Source organism: Rossellomorea sp. QJM3NY_18, assembly GCF_056173145.1.
This window is the reverse complement of record NZ_CM149659.1, coordinates 3,931,609-3,945,197: the sequence shown is the minus strand read 5'-3', so window position 1 is coordinate 3,945,197 and position 13,589 is coordinate 3,931,609. Positions and strand designations below refer to the sequence as shown.

The following is a 13,589-nucleotide window of genomic DNA, read 5'->3' as shown; positions in this document are numbered from 1 at the left end:
TAGCATACATTGGAGGATGGGTCAAAGATAACTTCCTGGAATTATCGTTTCCGGCTTCCATTGTGAAGGAGTAGAAACTTAAGAAGCTGGATTCGTATCTTGAGAAAGTGGTTTCGGAGGGAAAGGTTGTTGGCAGAACCGTCGAATCCCTTCAAAATACAGGATAGCGATAAATGACAACGGTGTACATAAAGAATCGTTTGAAGGCTTTAAAGATAATTCAATCGAAAAGGAAGTGATTAGGGGAGAATAGGGATTCTTACCCTGTTCATACCTTACAAAAATTTCTAGACTAACAGGTTATCTTTTGAACAATTGGGGTAATTATACAAATGTATAAGTCTGAAGACTCACGATAATTCCAGCAAAATAAACAGGTTAAAAGAAATGTAGAAGAGAATCGTCACCACTACTTTTTTCCTGTTTTTCCTGATTGATCTAAGGAATTCCCGATTAAACTGTTAATACTTTACAGACTTTTATACAATATAAAGGTAATTCTTTAAAATGAACCCATCCAATTAGGAGGATCAGACATTCATGAACAGAAAAAATAAGTGGATTATATATGGAATCGGACTTTCATTATTACTTGGAGGATGTATGAATATGGATAATGCGAATGGCAATGGTGTGGATGAGAAGAAGAATACGCAGGATGAAGTGAAGGATCAGTATGCAAGGGTGCAGGATTATAAAGGGGAAGGCTACTTTTTGAATAATGGTGATGAGAACGATAAGATTGCCGAGGCAAAAAGTGAGGAAGTGGAAAAGGCGGTAAAAGATTTCTTCTTAGAGAAATATAAGACTGAGGTTAAAGTTCACAATCTAGTGGGGAATGTGGATGGAGTGACGGTATTCCTGGAATCGACAGGACCTGTGCATTTTTATTCTTATGCCATTGTTCCTATAAATAAAGGCACGGAAGAAATCATGACTAAAGAAGTGAGAACACAAGAAGGCGAAGTTGAGCGAGGGATCCGTGAAGGATTATACAGACTGATATTGAAGGAAGAATTCAAGAATCTGGATACGTATCTTGAGAAGGTCGTTTCAGAAGAAGACGTTGTAGGGAGAACCATTGAGTCTCTTCAAAATGTCGGTGGATCGGGTAGTATGACGCCATATTACTCTATGTCTTCCCTAAAAAGCGATGAAGCCATACAGCCTGTCTATGATCTCTACATGGAAGATCATGAAACAACGATCGAAACACTAAAAAAAGTGTATGATGGGGATTCGTTCAATCCAGATAGCTTAAGAATCAACATTATGCTCTTTATGGAAGAAAAGAATGTGGATCCAAGTGAAAAGGTTATGAAACGTGTAGTAAAAGATATAGAAAAAATGAGCGCTCTTCCAAAAGGGACATATAGAGTGGCAGTAAATGATAACAGGGTTCACAAGGAATCGTTTGAAGGGTTTAAAGATAATTCAATTGAACAGGAAATTATTCGTAACGAATAGGTGGTTAATATGACTAAAATACACAAACCTATAACAGCAGTTAAAGACGTAGCAGCTGTAAACCAAGTGGAAATGGATAAAGATCTAGTTGAATTAGCGGGATTAGTAGCTTACCAGAAGCCAACTAAGCATAAAATCGTTGAAGTGAACGGACATGAATACGAGGTGATAGATACCTTATATGAAGATCCGACTGGACTGGATGCCTTGACCGTTGAAAACGTAAAGACAAAAGAAATTTCCGTCGTTTATGTCGGTACGGATGCTAGTGCTGCAAATGGGAAACAAGATATCTTAACCGATGCCCAGCTTTTAAGCGATTTAACACTCCCTCAACTCGAAGCCGCTGAAAGGTATTGCGCTAAAGTAGATAAAGAAAATGAAAATGGTGTTAATTATGTTACCGGTAACTCCCTTGGAGGTCCTTTGGCAGCCTACGCTGTCAGAAATCGCCCGGATATAAAAGCCGTTACTCTTAATCCGGCCCTTCAACCAAAAGGTGTAATCGATCCAAACAAAAACTACGACAACATCACCAACTACTTTACCAACAATGATGTCCTGACAGGCACCCTTATTGCCTTGCATCTCGATTCACGCATCCCTGGTAAGAGGTATGATATATCAACAGGCATACCACAGATCGGTGAAAAGTTTAGCATCTTGAAAAATAATCACACAGGATATACCGATGGGGGAAAATACGTTATTGGCATAGATGGAGAACCAGGTTATGGTGAAATCTATGACGAAGCCGATGCCCACATCATGACAAGCATCTGGACCGGTGAGCCCCTTTATAGCGGACATTCAGATAGAATCGAAATCAATCGTGACAACCTCAACCTGTTGGCAGAAGCGATGCAAGGGGATGTGTCGGATAGGCTGGGTCATGCTCAGGAGTACCTGATCCATTCAGAAGAGATCGCCCAGCATGAAGGTGAACGACATTCAGAGCGATTGAGCCGCCTGCAGATGATCTTTGAGGATTCCTTTGAAAATCTGATTGGTAATCCCTTATTCATCGGCATCACGACAACCAGTTACCGGTTGACCTCAGAAATCGATCATCTCATTTCCCTTGTAGATATGGCTGAAAATGCAAGCCGATCTCTTAATGGAGTGTTGAATTCCCCGCCTGCTGAATTAGTTGAGCACTTATTCAATAGAAGTATCAGTGTGGAGAGTATTTTCGGGCAGGCACGGAGTCAGTTATTAGAGTTCAAAGGTGGAATCACCAATATGACCGGTTTCCTTCAGAACATCCTTCATAAAGAAATCCCGCAGCTTTTCAGTGGGGGGAAAGAGACCCTTGAGGATGTTCTAGTAAACGATATTCTTGCACACTATAAAATTATCAACCACAATACTGCAAAGCTGAATAGTAACATTGCAGAGTTCACACAACAGATCTCAGACTTGGGAACGAACTTCGGTGAGCGGGATGCCTCCTTAAGCGCCAGCATTTCATCTGGGACTTCCGTTCAGCATACGGTGACGATGCCGAAGAAAAACGATTATATCCTGCAAACCTCTGACCATATGCTTTTAGGGATGAAGGTGAAAGAAGTATTATTGGAAGGATCCTTTGAAAGTTTCAAAGGAGCTTCACACGGTCTGCTTCTTCCGCTGTTAGGAACCTTGACTGGAATTGCGTTCGCCATTGAGAATACGTTGGAGATGATATCAGCGCAAATCAAAGGAGCCATGAACATCGCGTTAAGTGGCACCGTGCCTGGAAAAATCATCAGCATCTTCTCAGACTTCGATGACAAAATCCGCTCATACGTATCTTCCGCATTGGAGCCAATCGACGAACTGGCTGGAACCATTGAGGGTCTCAGGGATGGGTTAACCAGATTGACCATCGGATTCCCTGCTTTACTGGAGAGCTTCAAGCCCTATATCGACGCTGCCATCTTTGATTCAACGGGCTACGCCAATATCCACCTTTACAATGTATCGGCCATGGCCATCCATGAAGAGATGGAGCTGCTCTTTGAAGATATCGTCTACCAGCTTAGCCATCACAAAGGAAAATCCGTTCAAGCTCTGTGCGAAATTTCAAAGAGGCTGAAAGACAACATGATCCTACTGCGTGAACAAGTGGATCGTGTCACATTATAGGGACAGGTGCTTACTTGTTCCTATTTTTTTTTGAGAAAATAAGGTGAAGAACAATTTTTGAATATATTGACACCATTAAACAATTACAGTAATATAAAAATAGAACACACGTTCCTATATACGCTTTTTTTTCCGCTCCTTCGATGAAATCTACTTTATGTATCCTTTTTTAGTCGCGTGATCCATTTATCCGCAACTTTCCACCTTTATAAACAATCCACCCCATTTCTTTTTTTCAAAAGCAAATTTCGATCCGTTATCAATCCTATTAAGGGAAATAGGAGGAACATCCATGATCAGTAAAGTAACTAGTATTGGTTTAAAAGGCTTAGAAGGCTATAAGGTGAGTGTAGAAGTAAGGTCCATGCAGGGGACAAAGGCATTTGTTACTGTCGGATTGTCTGATGCTTCACTGAAAGAATCAAAAGAGCGGATTACGGCAGCACTTCACTCCATGGGCTATCCCCTTCTGAATCAGAGAATTATCATTAACTTGTCGCCATCCGAGTTAAAAAAGACAGGTCCTCTTTATGATCTTTCAATGGCTCTTGGGATTCTCATGAGCATGAATGAAATCACCTGTCAATGTCCCGAATCAACTGCTTTCTTGGGTGCATTGTCCTTGGATGGCCACTTACAAACAGTAGAGGGAATGCTTCCAGCTGTGTTGGCAGCCAAGAAGATAGGAATCAGGAAAATCTACATGCCTGTTGATCCTGAACTGCCGCCTCTGAAAATAGAAGACTTAGAAATCGTATACGTGTCCTCTTTGCAGGATGTTATCGGGCATCTCTCGGGCAAAAGCATCCTACCGATTGTTCCAAAGGGATATGAAAAGAAGGAGGATCCTTTCACACCCATCAATTTCAACCAGATTATCGGACACTCTCATGCAAAGCATGCACTGGAAATTAAAATTGCAGCGGCAGGTGAACATCACCTCTTTATGATAGGTCCACCTGGCTGTGGGAAGAGTATGCTGGCAGAAAGCTTTCCATCCATTCTTCCTAAACTGACCAAAGAAGCTCAATTTGAAGTCATGAGTTTGTACCAGCTTAGCACAAGTATAAATCGTTATTCTTCAAGCCCCCCCATACCGTCACCCTCATCATTCAGCTTCCGGAGTATCCATCATTGGAGGTGGCCAACATCCAAAACCCGGCGAGATCTCTTTAGCTCATAGAGGCGTCCTCTTCCTTGATGAAATAGCGGAGTTCTCGAAGAAAACGTTGGAAATGCTAAGACAGCCCCTCGAAAGCGGTAAGGTCACGATCTCCAGAGTGCACTCCACCGTCACCTACCCTGCAGGTTTCATCATGATAGGTGCCATGAATCCTTGCCCCTGCGGTTATATGGGTTCACTGACTCACTACTGTACATGTACTCCAAAACAAATTGTCGCCTATCAGAACAGGCTGTCAGGACCTATTCGAGACAGGTTTGACCTGTTTCTTAACCTGTCTCCAGTGAATCTGCAAGACTATAAACAAAATCATCATGAATCTTCCCACATAGTTCAACAGCGCGTGGATAGTGCACGGGACCGGCAGTATGAAAGATACGAAGAAGAGATATGTAACGGAAGAGTCCATTATCAAAGGTTAATGAAGGGGAGCCCCTCCCTTGAAGAACATCTTTCTTTTTTATACAAACTTTCCTCAAAATACTCCTGGAGCAATCGAACGCAGATAAAGATTATTCGCCTTGCCAGAACCATTGCCGATTTGAATGACTCCCACCATGTCAAAGAACAACATATTTGGGAAGCGGTTAAGCTGCATAGACGACCTAGTGTTCGAAACACACCTCTTCTCGCGCGGTAGTTGAACTTTACCTTTCGGTGGCAAAAGTTTAAAAAAGCTTTATATATTTGAGGTTGGCTGATAGCAGAGATACTTTCTAATAGCCAACCTTTTTCACTCTAATCAGAATAGGAGGCAGAACACTCAGTCCCGCAACCGCACCAATATCCCATCCCCCTTATCACTCACCTTCACCACCGCAGTCTTCACCTTCCCCTGAACCTCAAGCCCGGTTCCTTCGGGGATGAAGTAATGTTCGATTCCATACGTGACCTGGGCACTGTTTCCCCACGAGCTTGTCACTTTTCCATTTAAGAGCACGTCCCCGGGTTTCTTTTCATAAGGCGCGTTCCATTTTCCATTAAACTTATAAACTCCTGTATATTCATGGATGCCCTGTAGATTTTTACGTAATACAATCGTGACGGGCCCGTTGTCATCGATGGAGGTATCCTCCAATTGTGAAATACTGTAGTTCAATTCCACATAATCACCCTGAAGGAGGGACCTCGGATCGACTGGTTGAAGTTCCAGGATGACCGTTTCCCCGTTTTGCAATAGCGTTTCGTTGGAATACACCTGATACCCGATCCATCCAGCTTGAAGACAAATGATGAAGAGGATACCGAGCGTTTTCCCTGCAAGGATCGAGTGCGATTTCTGTTCAAAGCCAGCTTTCCTATCCAGGTAGCCAGCCACCAGTAAGAAGACGATGCCCAACGCTACAAGGAGCAACGATTTATGAACGAGCTTCCAGGCGAGATCATAATACAATTGGATGATAAGCATGAACCAGAATACAAGGGATGAAACCCAATAAATCTGAAGACCCTGCTTTTTGAAAACATACACGCATAAGGTTGCCATCAGAAAAAACAGAGTGCAATAACCAATATGAAGACTAAACGATAAATCGATCGTCGTTAACGAGAAAAGGGCTATGAATCCACTGAGAAACGCTCCATACTGAAGGACCTGTATATTTTTCAACGCAAGATAAGCGATCACATTTATGAACACCATCACCAGAAGAAGGGCATGAACACCCAGTTCCACCGTTTGCCCTAAGAAGATAGCTGTATTCAATTGAAACAGCAGGTAAAAGATAAATCTTGCAGCAGTCCGTTTTTCAAAGTAAAACAGGAAGGCGAAAACAAAGAACATCACAAACGAAAATTCATCAAACATACTTGCTATCATCCCAATGACGATGCCGGTCATCATAAGCGAATACTTTACCGGAGACGGCCAGCACGTTATCGTACTCGGAATGACGAGGAATACAGTCGCCAAAACAAATAGAGTGATCATGGAGACATCCACCATGAACAATGAAAGCAGACCGAAAACAGACGCTACAATGAAAACAGAAGCGATGGTCGTGACACTCGCCACGAAGATCGTCTTTGTCCAATGACGGGAAGCGGAATGCTTTCGTAAGTAGTTCACAAGGAAAACACTTCCCACTAATAACAAAATGGCGGCCAGTAAGAGACCGACGAAGAACAGACTGGACACGTATCTTGCCATCAACTCGAACATTTTAATGATGATAAAGCCCGTTCCGAACATCGATAGAATGATAAAGATGGATGTTTCCTTATTAAAATACCGGTAAACCCCGACTCCGAGGATGCCCATATAAAACAGGGTAAAGAAAACGGAATACTCGTTATCAAAAGCCGTGACGATAAGGAGAAGATTGGCTGAGACAAGACTCAGGTAAAACAACGTTTTTGAATGGATATATCCCTTTTTGATGATGAAAAATATGATCATATTCGCGATGCTGACTCCGAATGCAATCCACGTATGGGCGAGGGTCCACTCCCCGAATGGCGTGGATGGGAACAAATAAAAGTAAATCGTCAAATGGATGAGGATGTGGGTTAATGCGTAAAATCCGCCATATCGTGTATACAAGCTGAACAGCAAGGCGGGAATGGACCAGACAAGAAACAATAAATAGCTGTCCGCATGGGAATTGTACAGCTGTCCGAGCAACCCAACGGAAAGGCCAAAGGATATCACCCCGCTGACCAACAGCCAATTGGAAAGGAAATGGGCTCCCTTCAAAACACGGTCCAACAGAAAAGCGGCTCCATAGAACAATACAATCAGAGCCCCCGCTAAAGCCACTTTCTCAAGCCGAGAAAACATCTGCCAGTTAGAAGCGAAAAAATAAAGTGCACTGGTTAAAATGAAGACAACTCCGAATAAGTAGGTAAGTGACACCATTTTTTTCATAAAACTCACCTCTTTCATAAGATCCCTCCTTCTATTATATGATAGCGCAAGAGAGTATAGGCTTATATATGGAGGAGCAAGAGGGTTCTACTGAACAAGCACAATAAGTAAAAAATCCCCCAATAGTCATATAGCCACCCACAACCCAACTATTGTAAAATAAAAAAGACAGACAATTGCAAGCGTTTGCATTAGTTCGAAATAACTCCCCCGGGAGGCACCTCACATTTTTTTAACCGATTGTGCAAACGTTTCCACAATAGCATCACGAGCACTTTTATTATTCTACTTATCCAATTAAGGGGGAAAACATGAATGAGAAACAAGACTAAGCGTCACGTCTCAATGATTATGACATTGATGATGCTGATCAGTCTGTGGTCACCATTCGCTCCGGCGGCTTCTGCCGTTGCCGACGGGAATGAGACGGCGATAGCAGCGGATTCCGGTGACCGCACGGTACGCTTCACGTATGACCGTGAAGATGAAACGTACGATGGCTGGAACATATGGGCATGGAATACAGGGGTGAAGGATGATCAAATCAACTTCGACTCCTATGAAAACGGAGTGGCGGTAGCGAACATCGCTGTCGCACCTGAAACGGAGCAGTTCGGATTTGTCCTTCGGAGTACCGAGGATTGGAATACAGCGGAGAAGGAATTCGGCGATCGTTCCATCAAGGTGAACAAGAATGACACCCTCACAAAGGCCTACATAACAAGCGGTGTCGAGGAGATCCGCATCGTACCGGACGGTTCCGCACCGGTCATCGATCAAGGGAATGCGACATTCTACTATCGTGACAAGGACCTTTTTAAAAATGATCAAATGGATAAGATTGAGAAAGTCGAATTGAAGTACAACGGGGAAATGAAGGAAATGACGTATGAGCCGGAGAATGAGCGTTTCGTTCTGCCATACGACAACATTCCTAACGGGAAAAATGAGTACAGTTTTTTAGTCACAAAAGATGGTGTGACGACGGAAGTGAGCGATCCTTACAATACGGTGGATGGCAAATCGGTTCTTGATTTCCAGAAAGCCGATCTGACAGTGACGGGTTCTGTGGCTCCTGCAGCTGTGGACTACAATGATAACGCCGTCTTGAATGTTGACATCGAAGGATTGACAGAAGGTTTAAAGATTCAAAAAATCACAGCTGATGTTTCTTCATTAGGCGGATCGGAGAAACTCGAAATCGATCCGTCACTAAATGAAGTGACGCTTTCTGTAGATGATGACATTACGGCAGGAACGAAGACGATTCCTTTAACAGCAGTGGACTCTTACGGAAACATCTATAAAGGAAGCACTGAAATCGAAGTGAAAGCAAGGCAGTCTGTCGGTGATTCCGACCTTGATTGGGATGAATCGATCATTTATTTCATGCTGACGGACCGATTCTTCAACGGGGATACATCGAATGATGATCCGTACAAACTGAAATATGATAAAAGTAAGCGTGGAACGTATCAGGGCGGAGATTTTAAAGGGATCACGGAAAAACTCGATTACCTTGATAAGCTTGGCGTGAACACGATCTGGATCAGTCCGGTTGTGGAGAACGTCAAGTACGATGTGCGTAAAGGGGAAGCGGGGGAGCCTTATTTCGGCTACCACGGCTACTGGGCGAGCAACTTCGGCGAGCTCAATCCTCACTTCGGAAGCATGGACGACTTCCATAACCTGATCGATGAGGCCCATGACCGCGGGATCAAGATCATGGTGGATGTCGTGTTGAATCACACCGGTTATGGGTTGAAGGAAATCGACGGCGATCTGCCTGAAGATCAGCGTCCTGCCGGGTATCCGACTGACGCCGAACGTGAAAAGTACAGCGATATCCTTCGTCAGGGCAATGTTGGCACAGACGAAGTGGTTGGTGAACTGGCCGGGCTTCCCGACGTGATGACAGAAAATCCTGAAGTGCGCCAGCAGATCATCGACTGGCAGACCGACTGGATCGAGAAAGCGAAAACGGATAAGGGTAATACAATCGACTATTTCCGTGTCGATACCGTAAAGCATGTGGAAGACGCCACATGGATGGCTTTCAAAAACGCCATCACGGAAAAAATGCCGAAGCACAAAATGATCGGTGAAGCCTGGGGCGCAAGTGCTGACAATGACTATGGCTACCTTGATACGGGGATGATGGATTCCCTCCTCGACTTCGGATTCAAGGATATCGCCCGTGAGTTTGTGGACGGCAATCTGAAAGCGGCCAATGATAAGCTGACGGCCCGAAACGGGAAGATCGATAACACGGCCACGCTGGGACAATTCCTGGGAAGCCATGATGAAGACGGATTCCTGTATTCACTTGGTGGGGACAAAGGCAAGCTGAAGCTTGCTGCATCCCTGCAGGCGACGTCGAAAGGGCAGCCGGTCATTTATTATGGTGAGGAGCTGGGGCAGAGCGGAGCGAATAATTATCCTCAGTATGATAACCGCTATGACCTGAACTGGGATGATGTAGAGAATAATGATGTGCTGGACCACTATACAAAGATCTTGAACTTCAGGGGGGCCCATTCGGATGTATTCGCGAAGGGTGAAAGACATACAGTTGGCGGTTCGAACAGCGACCAGTTCCTATTGTTCTCCCGTGATTACCAAGACGACTCCGTATACGTTGGGTTAAACGTGGCGGATGAAGCGAAAGAGATCACGTTGACGGTTGATTCTCCTGATGCGGACGTGACAAATGCTTATTCTGGAGAAACCTATATTACAACTGAATCGGGTAAAGTAACACTGACCCTTCCTTCTAAAGCAGACGGAGGTACGGCACTGCTGACTGTTGAAGGAGGAAACATCACAGGTGCTGCAGCAGGTGGAGGAGAAGATCCAGAAGCGGAACCTGTACCTGAAAACAACATCCGCATCCACTATAACCGTACGGATGGCAACTACGAAAACTTCGGTGCATGGCTGTGGAATGATGTGGCTTCTCCATCGGCAAACTGGCCGACAGGAGCGACGATGTTTGAAAAAACGGACAGCTACGGGGCATACATTGATGTGCCGCTTGCTGAAGGGGCAAAAAACATCGGATTCCTCGTCATGGATATAACGAAAGGCGATGCGGGTAAGGACGGCGGAGACAAATCCTTCTCAATCACAAATCCTGACGTGAACGAAATCTGGATCGAGCAGGGATCGGATAAGGTGTATACGTATGAGCCGGTGGATCTGCCGGAAAACACGGTGCGAATCCATTATGACCGTGAAGACGGGAATTATGAAAACTTCGGTCTATGGACGTGGGGAGATGTGAAATCTCCTACAGCAGACTGGCCGACAGGCGCTCTGGATTTTTCAAAAAAGGATCGATATGGCGCGTATGTAGACGTTGAATTGAATGACGATGCCAAGCAGATCGGCTTCCTTGTATTGAATGAGGCAACCGGTGAGAAGGATGGTGGAGACAAAACGTTCAACCTCCTCGATAAGTATGATCAATTATGGGTGAAAGAGGGCGAGGATAATGTCTTCATTTCTCCCCATGGAGATGTGGCGACGGGACTCGTTTCATCTGAAGTCATTTCGGATGACACGATTCGCCTGAATTTTACGATGACGGATGGATTGACGGAAGACGCATTGCTTTCAGGTTTGGCCATCAAAGACAGCGATGGCTCCGATGTGAAAGTAAACAGCGTCAAGATCACGGGAGACAAAACAGTGGAGGTGAAAGCTGACTTCGGGTTGGATAAACTGCCACTCTCCATCACCTACTCGGGCAGGACCGTTTCTGCAGAAGCCGGATGGCGACTGCTTGATAACAAGTATGCTTACGATGGGGATGACCTTGGTGCCACATACAAAAAAGGAAATGCCACGTTAAAACTGTGGGCACCGAAAGCAAGTAAAGTGGTGGCGAATTTCTATGATAAAAAAGATGCTGCAACGAAGATCGGCAGCGTGGAATTGACTCTTGGTGAAAAAGGCGTCTGGTCGACAGACGTGAAAGCGAAAGAGTTAAGTGTGAAGGATCTGAAAGGTTACTACTATCAATACGAAGTCACCAATGACGGCGTAACAAAAAAAGTTCTCGATCCGTACGCCAAATCCATGGCAGCCTTTACCGTCAACACAGAGGGTGAAGCAGGCCCTGACGGCGATAACGTCGGAAAAGCGGCGATCGTCGACTTGAAGGGGACGAACCCTAAGAAATTCACTCATGCCTCCATCGATGGTTATGAAAAACGGGAGGATGCGGTCATCTATGAGATCCATGTCCGTGACTTCACGTCCGACCCGTCCATCGAGAAGGATTTGAAAAAGGAAAGATGGGGCACGTATGACGCCTTCATCAAAAAGCTTGATTACATCAAATCAATGGGTGTGACCCACGTCCAGCTGCTTCCGATCATGGCCTGGTATTACGGTGATGAAACGAAGATGGGTGAACGGGAGCTTGAGTATTCTGCGGGAGGCAACGAGTACAACTGGGGCTATGATCCTCACAGCTACTTCTCCCCGGACGGTGCGTATTCGGAGGATCCCACCGATCCACAGCTGCGCATCGAAGAAACGAAGCGATTGATTGATGCGATTCATGATAAAGGCATGGGAGTCGTCCTCGACGTCGTCTACACCCATATGGCCAAAACGAGCACACTGAACGATATCGTGCCGAACTATTATGCGTTCCAGGATGAGCAGGGGAACTTCCTCGGAGGCTTCGGGAATAACCTCGCCACCAATCATGTGATGGCTGAGAAGCTGATGGTGGATTCTGTGAAATACTGGTTCGACGAATACAAAATTGATGGCATGCGCTTTGATATGATGGGGGATGCAAGCTATCCTGCGATCCAGAAAGCATATGACGCAGCAGCTGAAATCAACCCGGACGCCCTGTTCATCGGGGAAGGCTGGAGAACATTCGCCGGTCATCTATCGGATCCTTCATTAAAAGGAATGGGAGCCGACCAGGACTGGATGGATAAAACCGACGACGTGGGCGTGTTCTCGGACGAAATCCGTAATGAGTTAAAATCGGGATTCGGTTCAGAAGGAGAGCCTCGCTTCTTAACTGGCGGCGCACGTGATATCAATACCATTTTCAACAACATCAAAGGCCAGCCGGGTAACACTGCTGACGACGATCCTGGCGATATGGTCCAATACATCGCAGCCCATGATAATCTGCCGCTGTACGATGTGATTGCCCAATCAATTAAGAAAGATCCGGCCATACCGGAGAACAACCTGGAAATCCATAAACGGATCAGACTCGGCAACTCCATGATCCTGACATCCCAGGGAACGGCTTTCCTTCACGCCGGCCAGGAATACGGGCGGACCAAGCAGTGGATGGGCGAAGGCGTACCGGAACAGAAATATCATGAATTAGAGGACGAAAATGGAGACCCATTCGGCTACTTCATCCACGACTCATACGATTCATCCGACGCCATCAACATGTTTGACTGGGAAAAAGCAACGAACAAGAAGAAATACAAAATCAACACAACCACAAGGGAATACACAGAAGGATTGATCAAGCTGAGAAGATCCACCAATGCGTTCCGACTCGGCGACAAAGAGCTGGTCGATCAAAATGTTTCCCTGATGGATATCCCTGAAATCGCTGATACGGACCTACTGCTTGCGTATAAAAACGTATCGACGGATGATACGGGTGACTATTATGTATTTGTGAATGCGGATGATAAAGCAAGGACGCTGTCTATCGGAGACTATGACTTCTCGAAAGGAAAAGTGGTCGTGGATAACGATGAAGCGGGGACACATCCTGTTTCAAAGAAATCAGGCTTCAGCATGAGCGACGACACATTGACCCTGGATCCTTTGACTACTGTTGTGATCAAAGTGGATGAGAAAGGGAAAGGGAAAAAGAAAAAGAAACATTGATAGAATCATGGAATCCCAACCTTATTCGTAGGGTTGGGATTTTTCTTGAGGAAATTT

The 13,589-nt window shown here is 45.1% G+C and carries 6 protein-coding genes; 5 read left to right on the top strand and 1 reads right to left on the bottom strand.

From position 1 onward, the window contains the following. The first annotated feature begins 540 nt into the window (after positions 1 to 540). From AC0VXY_RS20360 to AC0VXY_RS20345, 4 genes are all read left to right on the top strand, one after another. Positions 541 to 1,467, top strand: coding sequence for a DUF1672 family protein (locus AC0VXY_RS20360; protein ID WP_475526339.1), 927 nt, complete (start codon positions 541 to 543; stop codon positions 1,465 to 1,467). Positions 1,468 to 1,539: 72 nt separating this feature from the next. After that, positions 1,540 to 3,594: an SA1320 family protein gene (locus tag AC0VXY_RS20355; protein WP_475527911.1), complete on the top strand. Its 2,055-nt coding sequence runs from the start codon at positions 1,540 to 1,542 to the stop codon at positions 3,592 to 3,594. Positions 3,595 to 3,886: 292 nt separating this feature from the next. Continuing rightward, a complete protein-coding gene (locus AC0VXY_RS20350; RefSeq protein ID WP_475526338.1) occupies positions 3,887 to 4,777 on the top strand; it encodes a magnesium chelatase domain-containing protein in 891 nt (296 codons plus the stop codon). Continuing rightward, the gene (locus tag AC0VXY_RS20345; RefSeq protein WP_475527910.1) at positions 4,665 to 5,417 is read left to right on the top strand and encodes an ATP-binding protein; all 753 of its coding nucleotides are present in this window, start codon (positions 4,665 to 4,667) and stop codon (positions 5,415 to 5,417) included. The genes AC0VXY_RS20350 and AC0VXY_RS20345 overlap by 113 nt, the downstream gene beginning before the upstream one ends. A gap of 123 nt (positions 5,418 to 5,540) precedes the next feature. Here AC0VXY_RS20345 and AC0VXY_RS20340 read toward each other — a convergent pair whose 3' ends face one another. Continuing rightward, positions 5,541 to 7,661 carry a GDYXXLXY domain-containing protein gene (locus tag AC0VXY_RS20340; RefSeq protein ID WP_475526337.1) on the bottom strand — a complete coding sequence of 707 codons (2,121 nt, stop codon included), beginning with the start codon at positions 7,659 to 7,661 and terminating at the stop codon, positions 5,541 to 5,543. A gap of 297 nt (positions 7,662 to 7,958) precedes the next feature. Between AC0VXY_RS20340 and AC0VXY_RS20335 the strand changes: the two genes are divergently transcribed. Next, positions 7,959 to 13,532, top strand: a complete 5,574-nt coding sequence (locus tag AC0VXY_RS20335) for a pullulanase (protein WP_475526336.1) — start codon at positions 7,959 to 7,961, stop codon at positions 13,530 to 13,532. Positions 13,533 to 13,589 lie beyond the last annotated feature (57 nt).

Bases quoted from the DNA above. Each gene is read 5' to 3' on its own strand.
- AC0VXY_RS20360 (WP_475526339.1), top strand. From the start codon at position 541: ATGAACAGAAAAAATAAGTGGATTATATATGGAATCGGACTTTCATTA.
- AC0VXY_RS20355 (WP_475527911.1), top strand. From the start codon at position 1,540: ATGGATAAAGATCTAGTTGAATTAGCGGGATTAGTAGCTTACCAGAAG.
- AC0VXY_RS20350 (WP_475526338.1), top strand. From the start codon at position 3,887: ATGATCAGTAAAGTAACTAGTATTGGTTTAAAAGGCTTAGAAGGCTAT.
- AC0VXY_RS20340 (WP_475526337.1), bottom strand. From the start codon at position 7,661: ATGAAAGAGGTGAGTTTTATGAAAAAAATGGTGTCACTTACCTACTTA.
- AC0VXY_RS20335 (WP_475526336.1), top strand. From the start codon at position 7,959: ATGAGAAACAAGACTAAGCGTCACGTCTCAATGATTATGACATTGATG.